At 64.7% G+C, this 25,965-nt stretch carries 25 protein-coding genes; 21 read left to right on the top strand and 4 right to left on the bottom strand.

Annotated elements, in window-relative coordinates; translation table 11 throughout:
* Positions 1-157: 157 nt before the first annotated feature.
* On the bottom strand, positions 158-313 hold the full coding sequence (locus ACSBOB_RS23005) for a transcriptional regulator (protein WP_442578384.1): 156 nt from the start codon (positions 311-313) through the stop codon (positions 158-160).
* A gap of 561 nt (positions 314-874) precedes the next feature.
* Between ACSBOB_RS23005 and cysS the strand changes: the two genes are divergently transcribed.
* From cysS to ACSBOB_RS22955, 10 genes are all read left to right on the top strand, one after another.
* Complete coding sequence (gene cysS, locus ACSBOB_RS23000; RefSeq protein ID WP_442578383.1) at positions 875-2,305, top strand: cysteine--tRNA ligase; 1,431 nt, start codon at positions 875-877, stop codon at positions 2,303-2,305.
* A 193-nt stretch (positions 2,306-2,498) separates the two neighbouring features.
* Positions 2,499-2,918: an endonuclease domain-containing protein gene (locus ACSBOB_RS22995; RefSeq protein ID WP_442578382.1), complete on the top strand. Its 420-nt coding sequence runs from the start codon at positions 2,499-2,501 to the stop codon at positions 2,916-2,918.
* 22 nt (positions 2,919-2,940) lie between these two features.
* Entirely contained in the window at positions 2,941-3,336 is a 396-nt protein-coding gene (locus ACSBOB_RS22990; RefSeq protein ID WP_442578381.1) for a VOC family protein, read from the top strand.
* The gene (locus tag ACSBOB_RS22985) at positions 3,333-3,824 is read left to right on the top strand and encodes a GFA family protein (RefSeq protein ID WP_442578380.1); all 492 of its coding nucleotides are present in this window, start codon (positions 3,333-3,335) and stop codon (positions 3,822-3,824) included. Before ACSBOB_RS22990 ends, ACSBOB_RS22985 begins: the two co-directional genes overlap by 4 nt.
* Positions 3,821-4,312, top strand: a complete 492-nt coding sequence (locus tag ACSBOB_RS22980) for a GFA family protein (RefSeq protein WP_442578379.1) — start codon at positions 3,821-3,823, stop codon at positions 4,310-4,312. The genes ACSBOB_RS22985 and ACSBOB_RS22980 overlap by 4 nt, the downstream gene beginning before the upstream one ends.
* The gene (locus ACSBOB_RS22975) at positions 4,309-4,785 is read left to right on the top strand and encodes a GFA family protein (RefSeq protein ID WP_442578378.1); all 477 of its coding nucleotides are present in this window, start codon (positions 4,309-4,311) and stop codon (positions 4,783-4,785) included. Before ACSBOB_RS22980 ends, ACSBOB_RS22975 begins: the two co-directional genes overlap by 4 nt.
* Positions 4,782-5,735 (top strand): prolyl aminopeptidase, encoded by a 954-nt coding sequence (gene pip / locus ACSBOB_RS22970; RefSeq protein ID WP_442578377.1) that lies wholly within the window; start codon positions 4,782-4,784, stop codon positions 5,733-5,735. The genes ACSBOB_RS22975 and pip overlap by 4 nt, the downstream gene beginning before the upstream one ends.
* Before the next feature lie 88 nt (positions 5,736-5,823).
* A complete protein-coding gene (gene cimA / locus ACSBOB_RS22965; protein WP_442578376.1) occupies positions 5,824-7,494 on the top strand; it encodes a citramalate synthase in 1,671 nt (556 codons plus the stop codon).
* A gap of 174 nt (positions 7,495-7,668) precedes the next feature.
* Complete coding sequence (gene rarD, locus ACSBOB_RS22960) at positions 7,669-8,586, top strand: EamA family transporter RarD (RefSeq protein WP_442578375.1); 918 nt, start codon at positions 7,669-7,671, stop codon at positions 8,584-8,586.
* 11 nt (positions 8,587-8,597) lie between these two features.
* The gene (locus ACSBOB_RS22955; protein WP_442578374.1) at positions 8,598-9,284 is read left to right on the top strand and encodes a glutathione S-transferase; all 687 of its coding nucleotides are present in this window, start codon (positions 8,598-8,600) and stop codon (positions 9,282-9,284) included.
* A 31-nt stretch (positions 9,285-9,315) separates the two neighbouring features.
* Here ACSBOB_RS22955 and xth read toward each other — a convergent pair whose 3' ends face one another.
* Positions 9,316-10,098 (bottom strand): exodeoxyribonuclease III, encoded by a 783-nt coding sequence (gene xth / locus ACSBOB_RS22950; RefSeq protein ID WP_442578373.1) that lies wholly within the window; start codon positions 10,096-10,098, stop codon positions 9,316-9,318.
* Positions 10,099-10,240: 142 nt separating this feature from the next.
* Here xth and ACSBOB_RS22945 point away from each other — a divergent pair, with 142 nt between their 5' ends.
* The gene (locus tag ACSBOB_RS22945; RefSeq protein WP_442578372.1) at positions 10,241-11,728 is read left to right on the top strand and encodes a nucleobase:cation symporter-2 family protein; all 1,488 of its coding nucleotides are present in this window, start codon (positions 10,241-10,243) and stop codon (positions 11,726-11,728) included.
* 67 nt (positions 11,729-11,795) lie between these two features.
* Here ACSBOB_RS22945 and ACSBOB_RS22940 read toward each other — a convergent pair whose 3' ends face one another.
* Positions 11,796-12,716, bottom strand: a complete 921-nt coding sequence (locus ACSBOB_RS22940) for a DMT family transporter (protein ID WP_442583804.1) — start codon at positions 12,714-12,716, stop codon at positions 11,796-11,798.
* A 237-nt stretch (positions 12,717-12,953) separates the two neighbouring features.
* Between ACSBOB_RS22940 and ACSBOB_RS22935 the strand changes: the two genes are divergently transcribed.
* Both ACSBOB_RS22935 and ACSBOB_RS22930 read left to right on the top strand, forming a co-directional pair.
* The gene (locus tag ACSBOB_RS22935; protein ID WP_442578371.1) at positions 12,954-14,564 is read left to right on the top strand and encodes an adenylate/guanylate cyclase domain-containing protein; all 1,611 of its coding nucleotides are present in this window, start codon (positions 12,954-12,956) and stop codon (positions 14,562-14,564) included.
* Positions 14,565-14,624: 60 nt separating this feature from the next.
* Complete coding sequence (locus ACSBOB_RS22930) at positions 14,625-14,924, top strand: immunity 53 family protein (RefSeq protein ID WP_442578370.1); 300 nt, start codon at positions 14,625-14,627, stop codon at positions 14,922-14,924.
* Positions 14,925-14,926: 2 nt separating this feature from the next.
* Here the strand turns inward: ACSBOB_RS22930 and erpA are convergent, their stop codons facing one another.
* On the bottom strand, positions 14,927-15,274 hold the full coding sequence (erpA, locus tag ACSBOB_RS22925; RefSeq protein ID WP_442578369.1) for an iron-sulfur cluster insertion protein ErpA: 348 nt from the start codon (positions 15,272-15,274) through the stop codon (positions 14,927-14,929).
* 155 nt (positions 15,275-15,429) lie between these two features.
* Here erpA and ACSBOB_RS22920 point away from each other — a divergent pair, with 155 nt between their 5' ends.
* The 8 genes from ACSBOB_RS22920 (at position 15,430) to ACSBOB_RS22885 (ending at position 25,957) form a co-directional block, all read left to right on the top strand.
* The gene (locus ACSBOB_RS22920; RefSeq protein WP_442578368.1) at positions 15,430-15,744 is read left to right on the top strand and encodes a hypothetical protein; all 315 of its coding nucleotides are present in this window, start codon (positions 15,430-15,432) and stop codon (positions 15,742-15,744) included.
* Positions 15,745-15,764: 20 nt separating this feature from the next.
* Positions 15,765-16,988, top strand: a complete 1,224-nt coding sequence (locus tag ACSBOB_RS22915) for a deoxyguanosinetriphosphate triphosphohydrolase (protein WP_442578367.1) — start codon at positions 15,765-15,767, stop codon at positions 16,986-16,988.
* A 61-nt stretch (positions 16,989-17,049) separates the two neighbouring features.
* Positions 17,050-18,807 (top strand): arginine--tRNA ligase, encoded by a 1,758-nt coding sequence (gene argS / locus ACSBOB_RS22910; RefSeq protein WP_442578366.1) that lies wholly within the window; start codon positions 17,050-17,052, stop codon positions 18,805-18,807.
* 106 nt (positions 18,808-18,913) lie between these two features.
* Complete coding sequence (locus tag ACSBOB_RS22905; RefSeq protein ID WP_442578365.1) at positions 18,914-22,105, top strand: SPOR domain-containing protein; 3,192 nt, start codon at positions 18,914-18,916, stop codon at positions 22,103-22,105.
* A 107-nt stretch (positions 22,106-22,212) separates the two neighbouring features.
* Positions 22,213-23,232: a beta-N-acetylhexosaminidase gene (gene nagZ / locus ACSBOB_RS22900; protein ID WP_442578364.1), complete on the top strand. Its 1,020-nt coding sequence runs from the start codon at positions 22,213-22,215 to the stop codon at positions 23,230-23,232.
* A 62-nt stretch (positions 23,233-23,294) separates the two neighbouring features.
* The gene (locus tag ACSBOB_RS22895) at positions 23,295-24,095 is read left to right on the top strand and encodes a segregation and condensation protein A (protein ID WP_442583803.1); all 801 of its coding nucleotides are present in this window, start codon (positions 23,295-23,297) and stop codon (positions 24,093-24,095) included.
* Positions 24,092-24,820 (top strand): SMC-Scp complex subunit ScpB, encoded by a 729-nt coding sequence (scpB, locus tag ACSBOB_RS22890; RefSeq protein ID WP_442578363.1) that lies wholly within the window; start codon positions 24,092-24,094, stop codon positions 24,818-24,820. Before ACSBOB_RS22895 ends, scpB begins: the two co-directional genes overlap by 4 nt.
* Before the next feature lie 30 nt (positions 24,821-24,850).
* The gene (locus ACSBOB_RS22885; protein ID WP_442578362.1) at positions 24,851-25,957 is read left to right on the top strand and encodes an ABC transporter ATP-binding protein; all 1,107 of its coding nucleotides are present in this window, start codon (positions 24,851-24,853) and stop codon (positions 25,955-25,957) included.
* Positions 25,958-25,965: the final 8 nt, after the last annotated feature.

Raw genomic sequence — 25,965 nt, 5'->3', positions numbered from 1 at the left:
CAGCCTGTCTGCATGGCGAGGCTGGCGCCCGCCAAAGCTCCGCGTTCGGCAATCCTGGAATTCAGTATGTCCCGGCGGATGGCCGGGCGGCATCGCCGGGCCTTGCACAGGGGATCGGTCCTTTGCCTCGCTCTCTGTGAGGAGGCTGCCGCCTGGCTCACGCCTTGACGGGGGTCGCCTTGACCTTCGGCTTCTGCTTCTTGGCAGAAGCGAGCGCGCCGGCCACGGCGCCCGGGCCGATGGCCCGGTAGTGCTTGACCAGGTTGGCATATTGAGCGCGCGCTCGTTCGGCTTCGCTCTTCAGGATAGACATTGTACTTTCCTTGGGTCTGTCAGTTCTTGTTGCACGGCGCACATCGCGATCGAATTCGACCAAACCGTGGCCGCGATTCCTACATACTCCGACAATTCCGTTATTTAAGTATAGACATGATTAAGGAAAGCTTGCCGGTGTTGCTTTCCCGTCACGTTTGCCCCGGTTTCTTGCGGAAAGGGACGAAAACTGCGCCGGCTCATGACGGGGTCGCCCGTCCGCCGCCGCTTCGCGGCCTTCCAAAGGCATCCGTGCCGAAGCTTTGCCCTCGAATGGAACCTTAGCCGCGAAATGCAACGAAAAGGTGCCGCCCGTATGGTCTTGTCGTAACATTGTACGAACGCCTGCCTTATTTCGCGATCATCGCGCTTGACGCGCGCTCCGGCTTGGCGCGATAAGGCGGCCATGAAAACGACTTTTGCCATTTGCGGCATCTGCATTATCGGCTAGCGCTCTCGCTGGTCCGGTCGTTTTCGTTCACGCCTCTCCGATCCGAAAAACGCCCCGGCCAGCAGGCTGGTCTTTTTGCGCACGCGCGAAAGCTGAGGAACGGGACGGGCGATGACGGACAGGACTTTGCGGCTCTACAACACGCTGACGCGGTCGAAGGAGGATTTCTCCCCGATCGATCCTGACAACGTGCGCATGTATGTCTGCGGCCCGACCGTCTACGACTTCGCCCATATCGGCAACGCGCGCCCGGTCATCGTCTTCGACGTGCTGTTCCGGCTGCTGCGCCATCTCTACGGTGAAGACCGCGTCACCTATGTCCGCAACATCACCGACGTCGACGACAAGATCAACGACCGGGCGCTACGCGATTTCGGGTCCGACATCGCCAGCGGAAAACTGTCGCTGAACGAGGCGATCCGCCGCGTCACCGAAAAGACCGCCACGCAGTTCCACGACGACGTGAAGGCGCTGGGCAGCCTGCCGCCCACGCACGAGCCGCGCGCCACCGAGTTCGTCGAGCCGCGCGCCGACGGCAAGACCGACATGATCGGCCTGATTCAAAACCTCATCGCCCGCGGCCATGCCTATGTCGCCAAAGGCGAAGTGCTGTTCGATACAAGCTCCATGCCCGACTACGGCCAGTTGTCAAAGCGTCCGCTGGATGAGCAGCAGGCCGGCGCCCGCATCGCCGTCGACGCCCACAAGAAAAACCCCGGCGACTTCGTGCTGTGGAAACTTTCTTCTCCCGAGGAGCCTGGCTGGAACAGCCCTTGGGGCAGGGGCCGTCCCGGCTGGCACATCGAGTGCTCGGCCATGTCTGCCGCCTATCTCGGCGAGGTTTTTGACATCCACGGGGGCGGCCTCGACCTGATCTTCCCGCACCACGAGAACGAGATCGCCCAGTCGCGCTGCGCCCACGGCACCGACGTGATGGCCAATTACTGGCTGCACAACGGCTTTCTGCAGGTCGAGGGGCGGAAGATGTCGAAGAGCGAGGGCAACTTCGTCACCATCTATGAGCTGCTGCACACGGAAAAATTCGGTGGACGCAAGTGGCCGGGCGAGGTGCTGCGGCTGGCCATGCTGATGACGCACTACCGCGAGCCGATCGATTTTTCGATACGCAAGCTGGAGGAGGCGGAGAACACGCTGCGCAAATGGAAGCGCGTCGCCGACACCGCGACCGACGCCGAGGCAGCGGTTTCCGGCGAACTCCTGTCGCGGCTGGCCGATGACCTCGGCACCTATTCGGCGTTCCAGGTCCTCAACGAACTCGCGGCGGAAGCATCCGAGCAGTCCGAGGCGGCGAGCGTGCTGAAGGCAAGCCTCGCCTTCCTCGGCTTCGACGTCTCGAACGCCGAGATCGACGAGGTCGGCGTCTCGGCGCGCATCGCCGATCGCCTTGCTTTCATTGCACAGAAGAACTGGGCCGAGGCCGACCGCATCCGCGACGCGCTTCTGGTTGAGGGCGTGCAGTTGAAGGATGGCAAGGACCCGACCACTGGCGAGCGCGTGACGACATGGGAGGTGAAGCGGTGAGGGCGGCGCTAAACACCCCCCTCTGTCCTGCCGGACATCTCCCCCTCAAGGGGGGAGATTGGCCGTCCGCCTGGGGTTCGCCAATCGCCAGCATTGCAATGTGGACGGCGAGGCAGACACTGCCAATCTCCCCCCTTGAGGGGGAGATGTCCGGCAGGACAGAGGGGGGTGTGCGGGCGAGGGATAACCGCCCATGACCCACTACCCAGTCCCGCCCGCGAACCGCAAGAATGCGCGAAAGATGCGTCACGTCCATACAGACGCAGAACTAAAATTGTGGAATGAGTTGCGGGCCCACCGCTTGATGGGGCTTTCCTTCCGGCGGCAAATGCCGATCGCGGGCTACATCGTCGATTTCGCCTGTCCCTCGAAGAAACTGATCGTCGAGGTGGATGGCTCCCAGCATGCTGAGGCCGGAGCAGCCAAGGCCGACGAAATGCGCACGGCGAAACTCCAGGGACTTGGCTGGACCGTCCTCCGCTTCTGGAACGACGATCTTCTGCGCGACCTGGACGCCGTCTGCACCAGCATCGTCATCGCCTCTGGCCTCATGGCCGAGGACGCAAAACGTCAAGCGCAAGACCTCGCAATGTTGGATACTGTGTCTGCATGAGCCCGAACCGGAGGACAATCCCATGATCGACCACACAGGCATTGCCGTCTCGGACTGGACCAAGGCCAAGGCGTTTTACGACGCCGCCTTCGCGCCGCTCGGCGCGAAGCTGCTCTACATGGTGCCGGAGCAGTTCACGGGCGGCGTCAAGGCTGGCGGCTACGGCCGCGAGCGGCCGGTCTTCTGGCTGCACGAGGGCAAGTCCGCCGGTCCCGGCCGCCACTATGCCTTCGCGGCGAATTCCCGGGCCGAGGTCGACGCCTTCCATGCGGCGGCGATGGCCGCGGGCGGCAGGGACAATGGCGCGCCGGGCCTCAGGCCGCACTATCACGAAAACTATTACGGCGCGTTCGTCTTCGATCCGGATGGCAACAATGTCGAGGCCGTCTGCCATAAGCCGGAAGGGCTGACGCGATGAGCCTGGACAATTTGCCTCTCTATTGCGGCGGCTGCCAGTGCGGCGCGGTGCGGTTCCGCGTCGAGGGCGCGCTGGGCGACGCCTCGATCTGCCACTGCCGCATGTGCCAGAAGGCCGCCGGCAATTTCTACCTGCCGCTGGTTTCGGTGCGGCAGGCAAAACTGACCTGGACGCGCGGCGAGCCCAAAAGATTCCGCTCGTCGAATTTCGCCTATCGCGGCTTCTGCGGCGATTGCGGCACGCCGCTGACCTATGAGGCGCCGGACGGCGTAGCGCTCGCCATCGCCGCCTTCGACAAGCCGGAGGAGATCGCGCCGACCATCCAGTGGGGCACCGAAGCGAAATTGCCTTATGTCGACGCCATTCCCGGCCTGCCCGGCGAGGAGACGATGGCCGACATCACCTCGGCGCCCTTTCTCGCCGATCTCGTCTCCTATCAGCATCCCGACCACGACACCGACCGCTGGCCGCCGGAGGATCGGCCATGAGCGCGCTTCCGCTGACGGGCGGGTGCCAGTGTGGCGCCGTGCGCTATTCCATAGCCGATGCCGGCGAGAACGCTTTTCTCTGCCATTGCCGCATGTGCCAGAAGGCGATGGGCAATCTGTTTTCGGCGATGATCTACGTCCCGCCGGAAGCGATCACCTGGACGCGCGGACAACCTGCGACGTTTCGCAGTTCGGTCTCCGGGCAGCGCGGCTTTTGCGCAGCCTGCGGCACGCCGCTCTGCTACATCGGCGACCACGGCCACAGGACGATCACCATCGGCTCGCTCGACCATCCCGAGCGCCACAAGCCGAAGACGCAGGACGGCCTGCAGGGCCGCATGCCGTGGTTTTCCGAACTGACCAGCGTACCGGAGGAAGGCGAGACGGGCGGCGGCCCGGATGTAGACTGGGTGGTGGCGAACCGCCGCTCGAACCGCCAGCACCCCGACCACGACACCGAGACCTGGCCACCGGAGGAAAGTGCATGACCGAAACCGTTCGAACCGGCGGCTGCCAGTGCGGCGCCGTTCGTTTCCGCATCCGTGGCGCGTTAGGCCGCCCCTCGATCTGCCATTGCCGCATGTGCCAGAAACAGTTCGGTTCGTTCTTCTCGGCGCTGGTCACCGCGCCGAAGGACGGCGTCGAGTGGGTGCGCGAGGAGCCGAGCTATTTCCAGTCGTCGGTCAATATCGACCGCGGCTTCTGCCCGCGCTGCGGCACGCCTTTGACCTATCGACATCCGGACGGGCTGGAGATCGCCATCGGCGCCTTCGACGACCGCTCCGACCTCGCCCCGCAGATCCAGGTCAATTATGCGGTGCGGCTGCCATGGGTTGAAAAAATCTTCGAGGCCAAGGTGCACGACGACCCGGGTTACTATTCGCGGCAGGAGCAGATCATCTCCTTCCAGCATCCCGACCACGAAACCGACAACTGGCCTCAAAGCGGATTGCAGTTATGACCTTGCGTACATTCTATCCGGCCATCGAGCCGTTCGAGACCGGCATGATGGATGTCGGCGACGGTCACATGGTCTATTGGGAGCGCGTCGGCACCAGGGGAGCCAAGCCCGCCGTTTTCCTCCACGGCGGGCCGGGCGGCACCAGCCTGCCGAAATATCGCGGCTTCTTCGATCCGGCGCTCTACGACGTCATCCTGTTCGACCAGCGCGGCTGCGGAAAATCGACGCCCAATGCCTCGCTGGAGGCCAACACCACCTGGCATCTGGTCGCCGACATCGAGCGGCTGCGGAAAATGATGGGCGTCGACAAATGGCTCGTCTTCGGCGGCTCGTGGGGCTCGACGCTGGCGCTCGCTTATGCCGAGACGCATCCCGAGCGGGTCAGCGAACTCGTCGTACGCGGCATCTACACGCTGACCCGCGCCGAACTCGACTGGTATTATCAGTTCGGCGTGTCGCAGATGTTTCCAGACAAGTGGGAACGCTTCCTCGCGCCGATCCCCGAGGCCGAGCGCGGCGACATGATGGCCGCCTACCGCAAGCGCCTCGTCGGCTCCGACCGCGACAAGCAGGTCGAGGCCGCACTCGCCTGGAGCCTGTGGGAGGGCGAGACGATCACGCTTCTGCCCGAGCCATCGACCAGCGACCCGTTCGGCGAGGTCGACTACGCGATCGCCTTCGCCCGCATCGAGAACCACTATTTCGTCCATGCCGGCTGGCTGGAGGAGGGGCAATTGCTCCGTGACGCGGGGAAGCTCAACGGCATTCCCGGCGTGATCATCCACGGCCGCTACGACATGCCATGCCCGGCCACCTATGCCTGGCAGTTGCACAAGGCATGGACCGACGCCGAGTTCTTCCTGGTCGAGGGGGCAGGGCACGCGTCGTCGGAGCCCGGCATTCTCGACCGGCTGATCTATGCGACGGACAAGTTTGGGGGAAAGCGATGACGCAGCTTCTTACCCTCCCCCTTGTGGGGAGGGTCGGCGAGCGACCTGAACGGAGTGAAGGTCGCGAGACGGGGTGGGGGTGCTTGCAATGAGTGCCTTTACCCCCACCCCGGCGCTGCGCGCCGACCCTCCCCACAAGGGGGAGGGTAAGGACCGCCTCACCCTCTTCGACACGACTCTGCGCGACGGCCAGCAGACGCCGGGCATCGATTTTTCCGTCGAGGACAAGATTGCCATTTCGGCGATGCTGGACGAGTTCGGCATCGACTATGTCGAGGGTGGTTATCCCGGCGCCAATCCGACCGACACCGCCTTCTTCTCGAAGAACCGGACCCGGCGCGCCAAATTCGTCGCCTTCGGCATGACCAAGCGCGTCGGTGTCTCGGCCTCCAACGATCCCGGCCTCGCTGCCCTTTTGCAGGCCAGCGGCCATGCCGTCTGCTTCGTGGCAAAAAGCTGGGATTATCACGTGCGCCTCGCGCTCGGCTGCACCAATGACGAAAACCTCGACGCCATCCGCGCCTCCGTCGAGGCGGCGCGGATGGCGGGTAAGGAAGCGCTGGTCGACTGCGAGCATTTCTTCGACGGGTTCACGGCCAATCCCGACTACGCGCTGGCCTGTGCGAAAACCGCCTACGAGGCTGGCGCGCGCTGGGTGGTGCTGTGCGACACCAATGGCGGCACGCAGCCCTCCGAAATCCGCGATATCGTCGGCAAGGTGATCGCCAGTGGCATTCCGGGGGAAAATCTCGGCATCCACGCCCATGATGACACCGGCCAGGCGGTCGCCAATTCGCTGGCAGCCGTGGAGGCCGGCGTGCGTCAGATCCAGGGCACGCTGAACGGCATCGGCGAGCGCTGCGGCAACGCCAATCTCGTCACGTTGATCCCGACGCTGATGCTCAAACCAGCCTATGCCGACCGCTTCGACACCGGCATTTCGCCCGAGGCGCTGGCCGGCATCTCACGACTGTCGCGCAATTTCGACGAGTTGCTGAACCGTGCGCCGGAAGCGCAGGCGCCTTATGTCGGCTCCTCGGCCTTCGCCACCAAGGCCGGCATCCACGCCTCGGCGCTGGTCAAGGAGCCGCAGACCTACGAACACGTGCCGCCCGAAAAAATCGGCAACCGGCGAAAAATCATGGTGTCCGACCAGGGCGGCAAGGCGAATTTCGTCGCCGAGCTGAAGCGGCGCGGCATCGACGTGCCGCGCGACGATTCCCGGCTCGACGCGCTGATTGCCGTGGTCAAGGAACGTGAGGCCGAGGGGTATGCCTATGAAGGCGCCGACGCCAGTTTCGAGCTGCTTGCGCGCAAGATGCTGGGCGGCGTGCCGGAGTTCTTTCGCGTCACCTCGTTCCGCTGCATGGTCGAGCGCCGCTTCGACGCCAACGGCCAACTGAAGACGGTGTCGGAGGCGATCGTGAAGGTCGCCGTCGACGGCGAGGAAAAGATGTCGGTGGCCGAGGGGCACGGTCCGGTCAACGCGCTCGACATCGCGCTCAGAAAGGATCTCGGCAAGTACCAGCATGAGATCGCCGATCTCGAACTCGCCGACTTCAAGGTGCGTATCCTCAATGGCGGCACCGAGGCGATCACCCGCGTGCTGATCGAATCGCACGATTCCTCCGGCGCACGCTGGTGGACGGTCGGCGTCTCGGAAAACATCATCGACGCCTCGTTCCAGGCGCTCATGGATTCGATCGTCTTCAAGCTGATGAAGAACCGCGACATGGCCGGGCTGGTGGCGGCGGAGTGAATTAACGCCGGGGACAGTTCCCATTCCGGCATCGGCCGCGCGCTGACGAATTTCGGGTTTCCGGATGGGCCCGGCAAAACTGCCCTCCGCATTGTGGCTGGCATAAGCGAAAGTCCATAGTCGATCAGAAGTTTGCATTGGTCGGCGTCGCGCCTTTGGCCCATATGCTCACCCATGACCACGCAGTCACTTGACGCCGCCGCCGGCGACGATGCCCGCCGCGGCTTTCTCTTCGCCCTTTCGGCCTATCTCCTCTGGAGCATCATGCCCTTCTACATGAAGGCGGTCGGCCATATCCCGGCGGCGGAGGTCGTCGCCCACCGCATCGTCTGGTCGGTGCCGATCGCCGGCGTGGTGCTCTACCTGCTCGGCCGCACCGCCGACATAAAGCTCGCGCTGCGCTCGCCGCGTATGCTGGCCATGGGCTCACTGACCGCCGCCCTGATCAGCTTCAACTGGGGCATCTATGTCTGGGCGATCGGCAATGGCCGCACGCTGGAGACGGCACTCGGCTACTACATCAATCCGCTGTTCAGCATCTTCCTTGCCGCCGTGCTGCTCGGCGAGAAACCGAGCAAGCCGCAGATGGTGGCGATCGGGCTGGCGGTACTGGCAGTGGTCGTCCTCACCTGGGAGACCGGCGGCCTGCCCTGGGTGTCGCTGGCGCTGGCGATCAGCTGGGGTTTTTACGCGCTATTCAAGAAGACCTTGCCGATCGGCCCGGCACAGGGCTTCTTCCTCGAGGTCCTGCTGCTCGCCCTGCCGGCGCTGGGCTACATTATCTACCTGCATGTGCGCGGCGAAGGGCATTTCGGCACGTCCACGGCCACAGATTTCTGGCTGCTGCTCGTCGCCGGCTTTGTCACCGCGGTGCCGCTCATCCTCTACGCCAACGGCGCAAAACTCTTGAAACTGTCGACCATCGGCATCATGCAATACATCGCGCCGACCATCGTCTTCCTGATCGCGGTGTTCATCTTCCGCGAGCCGTTCACTCACGAGACGGCGGTTGCCTTCCTGCTCATCTGGCTGGCCCTTGCCATCTACAGCGGGTCGATGTTCCTTGATCGGAAAGACACGAAGCAAGGATAAAGGGGGCAGCCGTGTACACGCTTCACATCGCCAACAAGAACTATTCGTCCTGGTCGCTGCGGCCCTGGCTGCTGATGCGCATGCTGAAAATCCCGTTCGAGGAGCATCAGGCGCCGTTCCCGACAGGCCCCAGCTTCGAACTCTACCGCCCGTTCTCGCCGAGCGGCCGGGTGCCCTGCCTGACCGACGGCGATTGGGCGGTATGGGATTCGCTGGCGATCATGGAATACCTTGCCGAACGGCACCCCGGCGTCTGGCCGGTCGATCCGAAAGCCCGCGCCTTCGCGCGTTCTGCGGCGGCCGAGATGCATTCCAGCTTCACGGCCTTGCGCAACGACTGCCCGATGAGCTGCGCGGTTCGCGTCGAGCCGAAGCCGAAGTCCGACGCGCTGAAGTTCGACCTGTTCCGCCTCGGCGATCTCTGGAACGACGGGCTGAAGCGTTTTGGCGGCCCGTTCCTCGCCGGTGAAGACTTCACCGCCGTCGATGCCTTCTTCGCCCCAGTCGCTTTTCGTGCGCAGTCCTACGGCTTGTCGTTCGGCGGCGCGGCCGGAGCCTATCCAGCGCGCCTGCTCGGCCTCGACCCGATGCGGGAGTGGTACGCCTCGGCCATTGCCGAACCATGGCGCGAGGAAAATCACGAGGCCGAGGTCGCCGCCGCCGGCACGCTCATCGAGGATTTGCGTTCACCGGCGTAAGGGGCGGACGCATCGCGAAAACCCCCGCCTCTCAGGCGGCCAGCTCTATCGCCACCGGCACGTGATCCGACGGCTTTTCCCACGACCGCACATGCTTTTCCACGGATGCCGAAGCGAGCAGGTTCGCCGCTTCCGGCGACAGCAGCTGGAAATCGATGCGGATGCCGTTGTTCTTCTGCCAGGCGCCGGCCTGATAGTCCCAGAAGGTGTAGACATCGTTGGAATCGGTGACGGCGCGCGTCGCGTCGGTGAAGCCGAGATTGACCAGCCTGCGCAGCGCCTGCCGGCTCTCCGGCTGGAACAGCGCGTCGTTTACCCAGGCTTCCGGGTTTTTCGCGTCGCCCGCCTCGGGAATCACGTTGTAGTCGCCGGCCAGCACTAGCGGCTCCTCCAGCGCCAGCCGCTCCGCGGCCCAGCGCTCGAACCGCGCCATCCAGCTGAGCTTGTAGCTGAACTTGTCCGTGCCGATCGGGTTGCCATTGGGCAGATAGAGCGAGACGACGCGCAGCGCGCCCTTATCGGTCGAAAAAACGCCCTCGATAAATCGCGCCTGCTCGTCCGTGTCGTCGCCCGGCAGGCCGCGATTGACCTCGTCGAACCGCAGCTTCGACAGCAATGCCACGCCGTTGAAACCCTTCTGGCCGTGCGTCTCGACGTGGTAGCCGAGCGTCTCGATCTCGGCGCGCGGAAACTGCTCGTCCACCGTCTTGATCTCCTGCAGGCAGACGATGTCGGGCGCGCTGTCGCGCAGCCAGGAGGTGAGGTTGCCGATGCGGGCCCGCACGCCGTTGATGTTCCAGGTGGCGATTTTCATGAATCCCTCACGACACAATCAAACACTTCTTGATGGTCGAATCCGCGCAATGCGGCAATGCTTGTTAATCCCCCGAAGTGGGGAGCGTGCCGTGCGGCACCATCGGATGCTGCCCGGACTTTGATAACGGGGAACCAGAGCCATGTCATCCGCTACCCATCCTGTTGACGAAATGCTGCCGCCACCTAGGCTGCTGACGCTGGGCATCCAGCACGTGCTTGTCATGTATGCCGGAGCAATCGCCGTGCCGCTGATCGTCGGCCGCGCGCTGAAGCTCGATCCGGAGCAGGTCGCCTTCCTGATCTCGGCAGATCTGTTCGTCTGCGGCCTGGTCACCTTGATCCAGTCGCTTGGCGCCACCCAGTGGTTCGGCATCAAGCTGCCGGTGATGATGGGCGTTACCTTCGCTTCGGTCGGGCCGATGGTGGCGATGGCCAATGCCAATCCGGGACCGGATGGCGCCCGCATGATTTTTGGCGCCATCATCGGCGCCGGGGTCGTCGGCATCCTGATCGTTCCGCTGGTCAGCCGCATGCTGCGCTTCTTTCCGCCGGTGGTGACGGGTACGATCATCGTCGTCATCGGCGCGTCGCTGATGCGCATCGGCATCAATTGGATATTCGGCAATCCGGTCGGCCCGACCGCGCCGAAGCTGGTGGCGCCGGCGCATGCCGAATGGCTGAAGGCGGTGACCGACCTTGCCGCCGCGCCGAACGCCGTGGTGCCGCCGCTGCCGCCCGGGCTGGGGCTTGCGGCGACCGCGCCGAACGTAGCCTATGCGCCGCTCTCCAACATTGCGATTTCGGCGATCGTGCTCGCCTCGATCCTGCTGATCGCCCGTTTCGGAAAAGGCTTCATCGCCAACATCGCCGTGCTGGCCGGCATCGTCGTCGGCGCGGTGATCACCGCCGCGCTCGGCATGATGCATTTCGACAAGGTGGCCAGTGCCGGGTGGTTCGAGCTTGTGACGCCGCTGCGCTTCGGCATGCCGATCTTCGATCCGATCCTGATCGTCACCATGGTGCTGGTCATGATCGTCGTCATGATCGAATCGACCGGCATGTTCTTGGCGCTCGGCGACATGACCGGCAGGAAGATCACGCAGCCGATGCTGTCGGCCGGCCTGCGCACCGACGGGCTGGGCACGGTCATCGGCGGGCTGTTCAACACGTTCCCGTACACGAGCTTTTCGCAGAATGTCGGCCTGGTCGGCGTCACGGGGGTCAAGAGCCGCTTCGTCTGCGTGGCCGGCGGCGTGATCCTGATCGTGCTCGGTCTGGTGCCGAAGATGGGCGCCCTGGTCGAGGCTCTGCCGGTCTTCGTGCTCGGCGGGGCAGGGCTGGTCATGTTCGGCATGGTCGCCGCCACCGGCATCCGCATCCTGTCGAACGTCGACTTCAAGACCAACCGCAACAATCTGTTCGTCGTCGCTGTCTCGATCGGCTTCGGCATGATCCCGCTGGTGGCCCCGGACTTCAAGATGTGGCTGCCGCACGCCATCCATCCGCTGATCGAATCGGGCATCCTGCTCGCTTCACTCTCGGCCGTGCTGTTGAATGTCTATTTCAACGGCGCGTCGGCTCCGGCCGAGGATGACGTGCGCGAAGCGGCCATGGCCGCGGAGGCGTAAGGCTCAGCGCGGATGAACGGAAAGCGGGAGCGCCACCAAAGGCGCTCCCGTTTGCTTTCGGAAGTTATTATTGGCTCCCGGATCCGGCGGCCGCCATGCTCCGTTTGCGGCCGGGCAGCGTCATGGCGATGACGCCGGCGATCACGCAGACGAGCCCAATGCCCGCTGTCGATGTCACGGTCTCGCCGAGAAAAATCACGCCGATGGCGACGCCGATCGGCACGCGCAGATAGGCCTGCGCCGTCGCGCCGACCGAGCCCAGCGTATGGATCAGCCGGAAATAGATGACGAAGGCCAGCGCCGTCGAGAACACCGCTAGGCCGAGCAGCGCCAGCATCGAATCGGTCGACGGGCGGAGGGTCCACGGCCGGTCGACGACGAGGCTGAGCGGGATCAGGATGACTGCCCCGCAGACCAGCGAGCCGGCTGCCGGCATCATCGGGTCCAGCCCCTTGAAATTCTTGCCGAAGATCCCCGCCCCCGCATAGCAAACCGTCGCTGCCACCACTGCCAGTTGCGCCCATAGCGCATCGCCAAGACCGTTCAGCGCCTGCATGCCGATGATCAGGCTGATGCCGGCGAGACCGGCGACGACGCCGAACAGTTTTCGCGCCGTCACCTGCTCGTGGCGGGTGATCAGCGCCGTCAGCAGGAAGGCGAAGATCGGCGTCATCGAGTTGAGGATCGCGGCCAGCCCGGCATCGACCGTCTGCTCGGCCCAGGCGATCAGCGTGAACGGGATAGCGCTGTTCAGGCAGGCCTGCACCAGGAAACGCACCCATGTCGCGGCATCCGTCGGCAGCCTCAGCCCCCGCCATGCAAGCACGGCGAGCAGGATCATTCCTGCGATCAGGGTGCGCGCGGCGATCAGCGTGATCGGCGGGATCGTCTCCACGCCGATCTTGATGAAGGTGTAGGAGGCGCCCCACAGCGTCGCCAGCATCAGGAGGAGGGCAAGTTCCCTTGTCGTGTTCGTCGTCGTGGGCATGATGTCCGGCGTTCCATTGTTCGTGTCGAGGTCTTTTAGCGCGGAACGCATTGGCGACGTTTCGTTGCCGGCCGAACTGTCGGATGCAAAAGTGCAACTTTCCACAATGGTGCCACGATCGTCGGCTGACGATGACAATCTCGTAGCTTGCGCTGCTGTGAAGCGCTAGCTTCGGTGTCTGGCGATGACCGGCCCGAGGGGCAAGCCGGTCCTCTTCATGAGCCCGGGGGTGGGACGATGAGCGAAACGGAAAACCGGATAGAGCCGGAGACGTATCGGCGCGTCTGGCCGGCGGTGGTGGCGGTCATCCTGCTTTTGGTCGCGCTGCCTGTCGCCGTGCTGTTCGACCTGCGCGACCTGACCGAGCAGCTGTCACGCCGCCAGGCCAACGACATCAGCAAGATCATCAACGACATCCGCGGTTTCTATGCCAATGATGTGGTCGCGCGTGTGCTGCAGGCCGGCGACACAAAGGTCACGGCGACAGACAATTACCGGGTCACGCCCGGAGCCATCCCGATTCCCGCGACGTTCTCGCTGGAGATCGGCAAGCTGACCAGTTCGCGCGACAACACCGTGCGCTACGACTTTCTGTCGGACTATCCGTTCGCCGGGCGCGAGGCGCATGTCCTCGATCCCTTCCAGAAGAATTCGCTGGCAGCGTTCCGCCACGATCCGTCGATCCAGACGCTCGAGAGCGTCGAGGGCGGCTGGAGCCCGACGGTCCGCGTCGCCGCACCCATCCGTATGACGCAGCCCTGCGTGACCTGCCACAATGCGCACCCCGCAAGCCCCAAGCACGACTGGAAGGTCGGCGACGTGCGCGGCATCCAGGCGGTCTCGGTGACCCAGCCGCTGACGGTTGGCTCGCTCGGATTCCGCTATCTCTTCGTCTATTTCGCCGTTGCGGTGGCGACCGGCATCGCGTTCATCGTCCTGCAATGGCGGCAGGCGCGTCAGCTCAGCCTGGTCAACAACGAGTTGAAAGACGCTAACAATTTCCTGGCCACCGTCTCGCTGAAGATCGCCAAATACCTTTCGCCGGAGATCTACAAGAGCGTGTTCAGCGGCGAGCGTGACGTCAAGGTGACGGCCGAGCGCAAGAAACTGACCATCTTCTTCTCCGATATCGTCGACTTCACCGCCACCACCGAGCGCATGCAGCCGGAGGAACTGACGGCACTGCTCAACGACTATCTGACGGAGATGTCGCGCATCGCGCTGGCGCATGGTGCGACGGTCGACAAGTTCATCGGCGACGCGATCCTCGCCTTCTTCGGCGATCCCAATACGCTCGGCCCCCGCGAGGACGCCCGCGCCTGCATGCGCATGGCGGTCGCCATGCAGGACAGGCTGCGCGAGCTTCAGGTGAAATGGCGCGACCAGGGCATCGAAAAGCCGTTCCAGGTGCGCATGGGCATCAACACCGGCTACTGCAATGTCGGCAATTTCGGCAGCGAGGATCGCATGGATTATACGATCATCGGCGCCGAGGCCAATCTGGCGGCCCGCCTGCAGGCGATCGCGCCGGCCGGCGGCATCGTGCTCTCCTACGAAACCTTCGCGCATGTGAAGGACATGGTCGACGCCCGCCCCATGGAGCAGATCAGCATCAAGGGCATCAGCCGCGCCATCATCCCCTACAAGGTCGACCGCACGCATACCGGCCTCGAGGCGACGGCGACGGTGATCAGCGAGAACGAGGACGGACTGTCGCTGAAGCTGGACGTTTCAGGGCTGGACGCGGCGAAAGCCGCCCGGCTGCGCGGAAAACTCCAGGCAGCACTGGCGGCGCTGGACGACAAGATCAAGGAGCAGATTATTCCAGCCTCACCGGAACGAGCATAACGGCGGAAACCGGAACAGACGTGCGAGTTTCTAACTTTCCCACCTGTCCGGGAGCGAACTATGAACAAGGAATCAGTGCTCGGCCGGTTGCAGCAATGGTACGCCAGCCAGTGCGATGGCGATTGGGAGCACGGCTACGGCGTGGCCATAGGAACTTTGGACAATCCTGGCTGGACGATAAAGGTGGATCTTCGAGGCACCGATCTCGACGGCAAGACGCTGGCCGAGAAGAAACACAATTATGATGACGACATCGATTGGTATGTCGTCCACACCGCCGACAATAAATTTGAAGGGAGGGGTGGCCCGGCGCAGCTCGAGAAAATGATCCAGGAGTTTCTGGAATTCGCCGGGAGATAGCTTCAGATCGAAAAACTCGTCCCGCAGCCGCAGGAGGCGACGGCGTTGGGGTTCTTGATCTGAAAAGACTGGCCCATCAGGTCGTCGACGAAGTCGATGACCGAACCGCCCATATAGACCAGCGACAGGTCATCGATGAGCACGGTCGCGCCGTTCTTTTCGATCGCGACGTCGTCGTCGTTGCGGGCATCGGTCAGGTCGAATTTGTAGGAGAAGCCGGAGCAGCCGCCGCCTTCGACCGTGACGCGCAACGCGGTCTTGCCGGCTTCCCTGGCGACGATGGCGGCGATGCGCTTGGCCGCGGCATCCGTCATCTCGACCTTCATTGCAGACTTGGCATCCGCATTCATGGCGTCACCTTGCGTTCGCTCTTGCACAATAGGTATGAAGCGCGAGGGGCCAAGTCAACTACGGCGATATGAAGTGTCGGCGCCGCGTCGGTCCGGAGATCATGTCGTTGTCGGCGGGAAGCGTGTTAGTGTCGAGTTTCAGCGGGGTGCATGACATGGGTGACCAGAAGACCCGGGAAACACGCTTACCACAAGCCGACAAGGGGCTCTCTTACGAGCGCGACTGCCGCGACGCCTATGGTGAGAACAATAAATCCAAACGGAAGGCGATTCCGAAATTCAAGGCTGCCTCAAATCGCGAAGGCCGGCATTTGTCCAAGGTCGTAGTCGACCGGATGACAGGCGATGAAAATGTAGACGAGGAAGCGGGGCTTCTAGCTTCGGATCGCAAGTCGTTGCAGCCATCAAAAACCAAATCGCCGGACATACCATTGGGCAAGATGTTGGTTCGGCGCCACAAGCTTCGTTAGACAGGCAAAGCAGTATCCTTATGGAGGATAATCGCGAAGGCCTCGGCGACATCGGCTTCGGCTACCGGCCGCGCGCGCCCTACGCCTGCGACCCGGCGCAAAGCCGCGGCCGGCTGTTCGACGAGGTGGAAAGCCCGACCCGCACGCCGTTCCAGCGCGACCGCGACCGCATCATCCATTCCACCGCCTTCCGCCGCCTGAAGCACAAGACCCAGGTCTTCGTCGCGCATGAAGGCGACCATTTTCGCACGCGGCTGACCCATACGATCGAGGTTGCGCAGATCGCACGCGCCCTGGCGCGCGCCTTGCGCTGCGACGAGGACCTGGCCGAGGCGCTGGCGCTGGTCCACGATTTCGGCCACACGCCGTTCGGCCACACCGGCGAGGACGCGCTGAACGACAAGATGGCGGCGTGGGGCGGTTTCGACCACAATGCCCAGTCTTTGCGTGTGGTGACGCGGCTGGAACGGCGCTACGCCGAGTTCGACGGGCTGAACCTGACATGGGAGACGCTGGAGGGGCTGGTCAAGCACAACGGCCCGCTGATCGGCCCGGACGGCAAAGGCCTGAAAGGCCCGGTTCCGCGCACAATCCTCGACTACAACGAGCTGCACGACCTCGAGCTTGGCCGCTACGCCAGCCTGGAAGCGCAGTGCGCGGCGATCGCCGACGACATCGCCTACAACACCCATGACATCGACGACGGCCTGCGCGCCGGGCTGCTGACGCTCGGCATGCTCAGCGAAGTGTCGCTGCCCGCGCGGCTGCTGGACGAGGTGCGGTCGCTCTACCCGGCGCTCGACCCCGTGCGCACCGGCCACGAGCTCATGCGCCGGCAGATCACCCGGATGGTCGAGGATGTGATCGTCACCGCCAACCGCAACCTCGCCGAGATCAATCCCGATAGCGCCGACGCGGTGCGCGGCGCGGGGCGGCCCATCGTCACCTTCTCGGCCGATATGGCGGTTGACGAAAAGCAGTTGAAAGCGTTCCTGTTCAAGCACATGTACCGGCATGCGGAAGTGGTGCGCGTGCGCGTCGAGGCCGACGGCATCGTTCGAAAACTGTTCGACGCCTACTACGCCGATCCGCGCGCTATGCCGGATGGCTGGCGCGAGGGGCTCGACCGCGCCGAGCCGCGTGTGAAAGCCCGCCATGTCGCGGATTTCCTGGCCGGAATGACCGACACCTACGCGGTCAAGGAATATGAGCGCTTGTTTGACCAGGCGCCGGATTTGCGATAGGGCAGGCGCGTTTCCGGCCGGCGGAGCCTTCCGCGTGCCAAAAATTTCCAGGACGAGAGCGATGAACGTTTTTGCCGACTTCAACGAGCGGATCAGGAAGGTCGTTGAAGGCCTTGAATTGAAAAGCACCGCTGGCGAGCCGCTCGACCTGTCGCGCATTGCCGTCGAGCCGCCGCGCGACCCCAGCCATGGCGATCTTGCGACCAACGCCGCCATGGTGCTGGCCAAGGCCTGCGGGCAGAATCCGCGCGCGCTGGCCGAGACCATCGCCCAGGCGTTCCGGTCCGACGCGGATGTCGCGGAAGCCTCCGTCGCCGGTCCCGGTTTCGTCAATTTGCGGCTCCACAACGGCTACTGGCAGAATTACCTCGCCCGCCTGCTGGCGCTCGGCCCCGCCTTCGGCCGCTCCGCCATGGGCAAGGGGCGCAAGGTCAATGTTGAATACGTCTCGGCCAACCCGACCGGCCCGATGCATGTCGGCCATTGCCGGGGAGCGGTTGTCGGCGACACGCTGGCCAACCTGCTCGCCTTCACCGGCCACGACGTCACCAAGGAGTACCTGATCAACGATGCCGGCGCGCAGATCGACGTGCTGGCGCGCTCGGTGCTGCTGCGTTACCGCGAGGCGCTGGGCGAGGAGATTGGCGACATCCCGTCCGGCCTCTATCCTGGCGACTATCTGGTGCCGCTCGGCAAGGCGCTGGCCGCCGAGTATGGCGACCGCCTGCTGGCCATGCCGGACGACGAGGCGATGGCGATCTTCAAGGACCGGTCGATCGACGCCATGATGGTCATGATCCGCGAGGATCTGGCGCTGCTCAACGTGCACCACGAAGTGTTCTTCTCAGAGCGTACGCTGCATGCCAACAACGCGCAGGCGATCCGCACGGCGGTCGCCGAACTGACCATGGCCGGCCACATCTACAAGGGCAAGCTGCCGCCGCCCAAGGGCGAGAAGCCGGACGACTGGGAGGATCGCGAGCAGACGCTGTTCCGTTCGACGGCGGTTGGCGACGACATCGACCGGCCGCTGGTGAAGTCCGACGGGCAGTTCACCTATTTCGCCGCCGACGTCGCCTATCTGAAGGACAAGGTGCGCCGCGGCTTCGAGCACACGATCTTCGTGCTCGGCGCCGACCATGGCGGCTACGTCAAGCGCATGGAGGCGCTGGCGCGCGCCGTCGGCGGCAACAGCCTCAAGCTCACCGTGCTGCTCTGCCAGCTGGTAAAACTCTATCGCAACGGCGAGCCGGTCAAGATGTCGAAGCGCTCCGGCGATTTCGTCACCTTGCGCGAGGTCGTCGAGGAAGTGGGGCGCGATCCCATCCGCTTCATGATGCTCTACCGCAAGAACGACGCACCGCTCGACTTCGACTTCGCCAAGGTCACCGAGCAGTCGAAGGACAATCCCGTGTTTTACGTGCAGTATGCCTCCGCACGCTGTCACTCGGTGTTCCGGCAGGCGGTCGAACAGCTTGGCGAGATCGATTCCGGCCGCGATGCTCTGGCCCGCGGCACCGCGATGCTGGCCGATGAGAGCGAGATCGCGCTTGTCCGCAAGCTTGCGGAATATCCGCGACTGGTCGAGTCCGCGGCCCAGTCGCTGGAGCCGCACCGATTGGCATTTTACCTCTACGACCTGGCCAGCGCCTTCCACGCACAGTGGAATCGCGGCAATGAAAATACCGACTTACGGTTTGTTAAGGTTACCGACCGACAATTGACGCATGCCAGGCTCGGACTGGTCCAGGCGGTCTTGGATGTCATCACGTCCGGACTTGGACTGATCGGGGCAGAAGCGCCAAGCGAGATGCGTTAGCAGAAAGGGGCCGCAGACCGGCCACCGTTTGCTCACATTACGCTGATATTGCGCGGCATTGCGTGGCGCCGTTCGCGTCGAGTTGTGTCGAAGTTCGGGATTCGAAATGGCAGACAAAGCAAACCTGAAGATCGCCGCCCAGCCAGCAATCTCGGATGACGATCCTTTCGCGGAACTGACCCGGATCATGGGGTTCGACCCGCGCCAGCCGGCCAAGCCCACCTCCATCGTCAAGCCGGCAAGGCCGGTCACGGTCGAGCCCGCCAATGACGTTTTTGCCGAAACCGATCTCAGCCTCGATCTCGAGCGTGAGTTGATGGGCGACTTCGCGGCCCAGGAGCCGGATGTCGAGATGGCCGCGCCTGCGTCGGTCGAGCCGGAGTTCGACGAGGTCGCCGAGATTCGGGCGAGGATCGCCCAGGCGGAAGCGGAGCACGCGGCCGAGGCCGAGGCTGCGCATGCCGCCACTTTGGAAGCTCCTCATGTCGAGCGCGTGGCTTCCACCGAGCCTGCCGTCGCCCAGCAGCCATGGTTCCGCCCGGTCGAGCCGGAAGCCGCGGCTGCGCCTGTCCCATCCATGCACGACCAGCCCGACGACGCGGCCCTGTCGCTCGCCGAAGCCGAGATGTACGCCCCGGCCGAACCGGAGCTGCCGGCCGCTGCGGAAGTAGAACTCCCCGAGACTGCCCAGGCATGGAGCGCCGAAGCCCCGATCCAGGTCCAGCCTGAACAGGCTGAGGCTCTGGAGCAGTTCGAAGCTCCGGTCGAGTTTGCAGCCGGTGCGCCCGAAATGCAGCCGGAGATGGCAAGTGCCGATGCGCCGGCTTCCGACTGGGATCAGGGCCGCGATTTCGATGCGGCGGTGGCCGATTACCCGGAGCCGGTCGCCGACTATTCGGAAGCGGTCGCGCCGGAGCAGGATGCCGTTGGATTCGATCGGGAAACGCAGGCCCGTTCCTACGAGACGGCGGAAGCCGGGCCCGACCTCGCTGGCGCGGTTGAATTCGAAGCTTTCGAATACGAGCAGGCGCCGCTTGCCGCCGTCGAGCCGGCTCTGGCGGTCGCGCCCGAGCAGGCGCTGGAGGCAAGCCTTGAACATGAACTGAATGCCTTGCTGGGTAATGCAAGCCAGCCCGAGCCGGCCGCGCAGGTCCGCTATGAAGAGCCGGTCCCGGCCTACGAGGCCGGGCATGCCTACAACGCAGAAGAGCCTGCCTATGCGGACGACGCGGCGTTCGCATTGTCCGAAAATGCCTTCGACGACGAGCAGGCCGAGCCTGCCATGGCGGCTTCCGCGCCGGCCTCGGTCGAGGCTCTGCCCGTCTATGACGAGGCCGAGCAGCCGCGGGACGACCGCTGGTACGACGAGAGACCGGTTGACCTGGCGAATCAGCATGGGCAAAATCAAGTGTCGGCATCTGTCAAGCCCATGGCGGAAGCCATGGACGACGATTTCGACAGCTTGTTCGACGACCAGGCCTTCGAAGCAGCGATAAACAGCGCGGTCGCGCAGGCGGATCTTGGAACGCGCCACAGCGAACCCGCCGCCAGGCAGAGAGAGGAATCGGAGAATTCCATGCCACGGGATGGACACGATCCGTATGCAGCCCTTGCGGCCCTCTCGGCCGACCTGAAATCCGGCCGCTCGTGGCAGGAGGCCCCGGCGCAACAGGCAGAAGTAAACCCCTATGCGCCGCAGACTGCTTTCGCCGGTTATGGCCGTGCGGCTTCGGGTCACGGCGCGGCACATGCGGAGATGCCGGATATCGAGACGGTCGACGTTCCGGAGCAGGCCGTTGCTCTTGCCGACGATCTCGACCTGCCGGAACTCGCCTACGAGGACGAGCCGACGCTCGCTCCCCGCTATGACGACATCGATGCCGAGTTCTCGCACCTGCTCCAGGACATGAATGTCCGTGGCGAGCCGGCTCCCGTGGCGCAGCATGATGCGCGAGGCGCGCAGCACTATCCCGACGACTATTTCGACAATCGGCCGATCGTCGCGGCCGCCGCCGCTGCGGGAGCCGCCGCGATGGCGAGGCCTGCGCCGGCTGGCGACTACGAGCCCGTCTATTCGGATGCGCCGAGGCAGGCCGGCCAGGCGGCGAGAGCGGGCCAGGAGCCCGATGTCGGCGAGTTCGCCTACGATCCCGATTTCGACGAGGAGATCGCCGGCCCGGCCTATACGCCGATCGTCGAGCGTCGGCGTCCGCGCCGCGGTCTCGTAATCGCGGCCGTCGTCGGTGGCGTCGCCCTGCTTGGCGGCGTGGCGGCCTTGGCGCTCTCCTTCGGCGACGGTACGGGCTCGCAGGAGCTGGCGCTGGTCAAGGCCGATCCGTCGCCGGTCAAGGTGAAGCCGGAGAACCCGGGCGGCACGGTCATCCCGAACCAGGACAGCAGGGTCTATGATTCGGTCGCCGGCTCCGATGCACCGACCACGCCGACGCAGGAGAAACTGCTCTCCAGCGCCGAGGAGCCGGTCGACATGCCGACGACCGAGGACGAGCCGGTCGAGTCACCGATGTCGACGATGGAAGAAACGTCCGACGAACAGCCGGCGGGTGTCGACACGACATCCACCGCTGGCCCGGTCGTTGCCGATGCCACCACGCCGGCCGCCGATGCGCAGATGCCGAAGGGCGAGGACCGTGTCGAGCAGGCCGCGCAGGACCCCGGCGTCGATAAGAGCGTCGAGGTTGCAGCCGTTGCGCCGCGCAAGGTCCGCACCATGATCGTCAAGGCGGACGGCACGCTGGTCGCCCGCGAGGAGCCGGCGCCCGTCGCTGACCAGGTTACGTCCGCTTCGGAAGGCATCGTCGATCCAGTCGCGTCCACGGCGCTGCCGGCGGGCGAGGGTGCCGACACGACGGCGGCGGTGCCTGCCGCCGCTGCGAAGCCTGCTGCGGCGGACAAGAATGCCACCGCGCCGCGCACCTCCGGCACCACCCCGAACGTTGCGCCGATCGCCCCGACGCGCCCGTCCGACCAGCCGGTCGACATCGTTGGCGAGGTCAAACCGCAACAGGTCGCGGCGCTCAGCCCGGCCGCTTCCGCCGGTGCATGGGCAATGCAGATCGCTTCGCAGCCGACCGAAGCCGCCGCGCAGTCGAGCTATCAGGATCTGGTGCGCCGTTATGGCAAGGTGCTCAGCGGCAAGCAGGCCACGATCGCCAAGGCCGAGATTGCAGGGAAGGGAACCTTCTGGCGTGTTCGCGTCCCGGCCGGCAGCCGCAACGATGCGATCAAGCTGTGCGAGAGCTACAAGGCCGCAGGCGGAAGCTGCTTCGTCTCGAAATAGTGTTTTCGGCCGCTGTTGCGGCCGAAAATCAATCCAAAAACCGGCGCGACAAGCTTCGCGCCGGTTTTTTCGTTCATCCTCCGGTCGATAGGGAGTAGAAATCTGACATGACCGAATCGAAAGCCATGATCCTCGGCTGCGCCGGGAAATCCCTCACCGACGACGAGATCCGGTTTTACCGCGACGAGCGGCCATGGGGTTTCATCCTGTTCGCCCGTAACATCGGCGAGCCGCAGCAGATTTCCGATCTGGTCGCCTCGATGCGCGATACCGTCGGCCGGCCTGAAGCGCCGGTCTTCATCGACCAGGAAGGCGGGCGCGTCCAGCGCTTGCGTCCGCCGATCGCGCCCAACTACCCCGCGGGCGCCTCGGTCGGCGCGCTTTACCGCGAGGATCGCGAGGCCGGCCTGCGCGCCGCCTGGCTGCTGGCGCGGCTGCACGCCTTCGACCTGCTGCGCTTCGGCATCACCGCTGACTGCCTGCCGGTGCTCGACGTGCCGATCGAGGGCGCCAGCGACGTTATCGGTTCGCGCGCCTATGGCAAGGACCCGGAGACCGTGGCCGCGCTCGGCGGTGCCGCGGCGGAAGGCTTGCTTTCCGGCGGGGTGCTGCCGGTCATGAAGCACATGCCCGGCCACGGCCGCGCCTTCTCCGACACGCATTTCGAGTTGCCGACCGTCGATACGCCGCTCGGCGAATTGCGCCGGCACGATTTCGCACCGTTCAAGGCGCTGAACCATTTGCCGATCGGCATGACCGCGCATGTCGTCTATTCGGCGATCGACCCGACCGCCCCCGCGACGACCTCGGAAAAGGTGGTGCGCGAGATCATCCGCGGCGAGATCGGTTTTGACGGCCTGCTGGTCAGCGACGACACGTCGATGAAGGCGCTTTCTGGGGATTTCCCGGAGAAAGCCGCAGCGATCCTTGCAGCCGGCGTCGACATCGTTCTTCACTGCAACGGCGTCATGCAAGAGATGTCCGGCATCGCCTCGCTCACGAAACCGCTCGCCGGCAAGTCGCTGGCGCGGGCCGAGCGGGCATTGAGCTACATCAAGGACCGCGACCAGGCCGCTGAAACAGAGGTGCGCGCCGAGTTCGCGCGTTATTTCGAGGCGGTGGCCTAGGGGCACCAGAAAGGACGGCGTTGGCCGCGAGCGGAGAGCAGAAGGGCGCTACACCCATCCCGATGGACCGCCTGTGGGCGGAGCCGGCGGATGACCGCGCCACCGGCGATCCGGCGCTGCTGGTCGACGTCGCCGGCTTCGAGGGGCCGCTCGATCTCCTGTTGCATCTGGCGCGCAACCAGAAGGTCGACCTGTCGCGGATCTCGATCCTGGCGTTGGCCGAACAGTATCTCGCCTTCATCGACCAGGCGCGCGCCATCCGGCTCGAACTCGCCGCGGACTATCTGGTGATGGCCGCCTGGCTTGCCTTCCTCAAGTCGAAGCTCCTCATCCCCAAGCAGGCGAATGACAATGGCGAGAGCGGCGAGGAACTGGCGGCGGTGCTGCAGTTCCGCCTCAAGCGCCTGGAGGCGATGCGCGATGCTGCCGCCCGGCTGGTCAACCGCAATCGGCTCGGCCGCGACGTATTCGCGCGCGGAGCACCGGAATTGGTCATCGTCGAGAAGCGCAACCAGTATTCCGCCAGCCTCTACGACCTGCTCACCGCCTACGCCATCCAGCGCCAGCGGCAGGCCGTCACCAATGTGCGCATCGCCAGGCGCGGTGTCTGGTCGCTCAAGGAGGCGCGCGACATCCTCACCCGCCTGATCGGCAGCTTCAAGGACTGGACGGCGCTCGACCGTTACCTCGTCGATTACCTGACGACGCCGGAGGAGCGGGCGACCGCGCTCGCCAGTTCGTTCGCGGCGACGCTCGAAATGGTGCGCGAGGGCCAGATCGAGATGCGCCAGGAAGCGGCCTTCGCGCCGCTCTACCTGCGCGGCCGGCAGGCTGTAGCGATCGTCGCGGGAACGGCATCATGAGCGAAAGCGCCAAGGCAATAATCATCCCGTTTTCGGGAGAGGGGCATGAAAACCTCAACCCGGCCGAGCGGCTGCACCTGTCGGAGGCGATGCGCATGGCGGAGGCGATCGTCTTCGCCAGTGCCGAGCCGGTCAGCGAGGCGCAGCTTGCGCAGCGCCTGCCGGACGGCATCGCCGTGCCGCTGGTCATGGCCGAACTGCGGCAGGTCTATTCCAAGCGCGGCGTGAACCTGCTGAAGGTCGGCCCCGGCTGGGCCTTCCGCACCGCGCCCGACCTCGCCTTCATGATGACCCGCGACCAGGTCCAGCAGAAGAAGCTGTCACGGGCCGCACTCGAGGTGCTGGCCATCATCGCCTACCACCAGCCGGTGACGCGTGCCGAGATCGAGGACATACGCGGCGTCGAGACCTCCAAGGGCACGCTGGACACGCTGCTGGAGACCGAATGGGTGCGCATGCGCGGCCGCCGCCGCACGCCAGGCCGCCCGGTGACCTACGGCACCACCGACGGTTTCCTCGATCATTTCGGGCTGGAGGAGATCCGTGATCTGCCCGGTATCGAAGAATTGAAGGGCGCCGGACTGCTCGCCGCCCGCATGCCCGCCAACTTCTCGATGCCCTTGCCGCCCGCCGATCCCGAAGAATTGACCGAGGATGAGGACCCGCTGACCGACATCGACCTCGAGGAACTCGGCCTGTTGACACCTCGCGCCACGGATGATTGACCGTTCCCCATCGGGAAAGGGTCAGTCCAGTTGACGATCGAGGAAGCGGGCAGGGTCGATCGCAGGACGGCGGGGGTCACCTTCGCCGCGCGCCTTGTCTTCGAGAACATACGCCATTCCTTCGCGCCGGGCTCCGAGACGCTGCGCGACGTGTCCCTGGCGGCCGAACCGGGGGAAGTGCTCTGCCTGCTCGGTCCTTCCGGCTCCGGCAAGACGACGCTGCTGCGCATCGCCGCCGGCATCGAGCCGCAGACGACCGGCCGCGTCCTGCTCAATGGCCGCGAGATCGCCGGGCCGAGCCTATTCCTGCCGCCGGAAAAGCGCTCGATCGGCCTGGTCTTCCAGGACTTCGCGCTGTTCCCGCACATGACCATTCTGGACAATGTGCGCTTCGGGCTTACCGCGCTGTCGCGTGACGAGGCGCGCGACGCGGCGATGATCGCGCTCGGCCGTGTCGGGCTGGAATCCTACGCCGCTTCCTATCCGCATGTGCTCTCCGGCGGCGAGCAGCAGCGCGTGGCGCTCGCCCGCGCGCTGGCGCCGCGCCCGGCGGTGCTTTTGATGGACGAGCCCTTCTCCGGCCTCGACTCGCGCCTCAAGGATTCCGTGCGCGCCGAGACCCTGGCGATCCTGCGCGAGAGCCGCGCCACCGCCATCGTCGTCACCCACGACGCCGAGGAGGCGATGCGCATGGGCGACCGCATCGCCCTGCTGAAGGACGGACGCCTGGTGCAGACGGGGAAGGCCGAGGACCTTTATCTCAAGCCGGCCGATCTTTTTGTTGCCGGATTCTTTTCCGAGCTAAATGTTTTTTCGGGCCGCGTGCGCAGAGGAGCGGTCGACACCTCGCTCGGCGCAATCGAGGCAGCCGGCCTCGCCGACGGTTCGGAGGCGACCGTCGCGGTGCGCACTACAGGCTTCGATGTCAGCGAAAACCAGGGAAATACAGAGGCGCGCATCATTTCTCGGCGCTATCTCGGCGTCGTCGAATTGCTCGAATTGGCAGTCCCAGGCGCCGAATCCCCGGTCCGGGCGCGGGTCCGCTGCGGCGCATTGTCTGCCAAGGCGCGGGATATCTGGCTTTCCCTGCGCAAATCGGATGTACTTCTGTTTGAAACGCGGCGCGAAAGCGCATAGATCAGTTC

It is taken from the genome of Mesorhizobium sp. KACC 23794, assembly GCF_052180275.1.
Classification (GTDB): Bacteria; Pseudomonadota; Alphaproteobacteria; order Rhizobiales; family Rhizobiaceae; genus Kumtagia.
The sequence above is the reverse complement of the archived record's forward strand: the minus strand, read 5'-3'. Positions and strand labels throughout refer to the sequence as shown.

Excerpts from the sequence above, each read along its gene's own strand:
- ACSBOB_RS22895 (WP_442583803.1), top strand. The coding sequence starts at position 23,295 with ATGGACCGCCTGTGGGCGGAGCCGGCGGATGACCGCGCCACCGGCGAT.
- ACSBOB_RS22935 (WP_442578371.1), top strand. The coding sequence starts at position 12,954 with ATGAGCGAAACGGAAAACCGGATAGAGCCGGAGACGTATCGGCGCGTC.
- scpB (WP_442578363.1), top strand. The coding sequence starts at position 24,092 with ATGAGCGAAAGCGCCAAGGCAATAATCATCCCGTTTTCGGGAGAGGGG.
- ACSBOB_RS22915 (WP_442578367.1), top strand. The coding sequence starts at position 15,765 with ATGGAGGATAATCGCGAAGGCCTCGGCGACATCGGCTTCGGCTACCGG.
- ACSBOB_RS22990 (WP_442578381.1), top strand. The coding sequence starts at position 2,941 with ATGATCGACCACACAGGCATTGCCGTCTCGGACTGGACCAAGGCCAAG.
- erpA (WP_442578369.1), bottom strand. The coding sequence starts at position 15,274 with ATGAATGCGGATGCCAAGTCTGCAATGAAGGTCGAGATGACGGATGCC.
- pip (WP_442578377.1), top strand. The coding sequence starts at position 4,782 with ATGACCTTGCGTACATTCTATCCGGCCATCGAGCCGTTCGAGACCGGC.
- ACSBOB_RS22930 (WP_442578370.1), top strand. The coding sequence starts at position 14,625 with ATGAACAAGGAATCAGTGCTCGGCCGGTTGCAGCAATGGTACGCCAGC.
- rarD (WP_442578375.1), top strand. The coding sequence starts at position 7,669 with ATGACCACGCAGTCACTTGACGCCGCCGCCGGCGACGATGCCCGCCGC.
- ACSBOB_RS22940 (WP_442583804.1), bottom strand. The coding sequence starts at position 12,716 with ATGCCCACGACGACGAACACGACAAGGGAACTTGCCCTCCTCCTGATG.
- ACSBOB_RS22980 (WP_442578379.1), top strand. The coding sequence starts at position 3,821 with ATGAGCGCGCTTCCGCTGACGGGCGGGTGCCAGTGTGGCGCCGTGCGC.
- cysS (WP_442578383.1), top strand. The coding sequence starts at position 875 with ATGACGGACAGGACTTTGCGGCTCTACAACACGCTGACGCGGTCGAAG.
- xth (WP_442578373.1), bottom strand. The coding sequence starts at position 10,098 with ATGAAAATCGCCACCTGGAACATCAACGGCGTGCGGGCCCGCATCGGC.
- ACSBOB_RS22920 (WP_442578368.1), top strand. The coding sequence starts at position 15,430 with ATGGGTGACCAGAAGACCCGGGAAACACGCTTACCACAAGCCGACAAG.
- ACSBOB_RS23005 (WP_442578384.1), bottom strand. The coding sequence starts at position 313 with ATGTCTATCCTGAAGAGCGAAGCCGAACGAGCGCGCGCTCAATATGCC.
- nagZ (WP_442578364.1), top strand. The coding sequence starts at position 22,213 with ATGACCGAATCGAAAGCCATGATCCTCGGCTGCGCCGGGAAATCCCTC.
- ACSBOB_RS22945 (WP_442578372.1), top strand. The coding sequence starts at position 10,241 with ATGTCATCCGCTACCCATCCTGTTGACGAAATGCTGCCGCCACCTAGG.
- cimA (WP_442578376.1), top strand. The coding sequence starts at position 5,824 with ATGAGTGCCTTTACCCCCACCCCGGCGCTGCGCGCCGACCCTCCCCAC.
- ACSBOB_RS22975 (WP_442578378.1), top strand. The coding sequence starts at position 4,309 with ATGACCGAAACCGTTCGAACCGGCGGCTGCCAGTGCGGCGCCGTTCGT.
- ACSBOB_RS22995 (WP_442578382.1), top strand. The coding sequence starts at position 2,499 with ATGACCCACTACCCAGTCCCGCCCGCGAACCGCAAGAATGCGCGAAAG.
- ACSBOB_RS22985 (WP_442578380.1), top strand. The coding sequence starts at position 3,333 with ATGAGCCTGGACAATTTGCCTCTCTATTGCGGCGGCTGCCAGTGCGGC.
- ACSBOB_RS22905 (WP_442578365.1), top strand. The coding sequence starts at position 18,914 with ATGGCAGACAAAGCAAACCTGAAGATCGCCGCCCAGCCAGCAATCTCG.
- argS (WP_442578366.1), top strand. The coding sequence starts at position 17,050 with ATGAACGTTTTTGCCGACTTCAACGAGCGGATCAGGAAGGTCGTTGAA.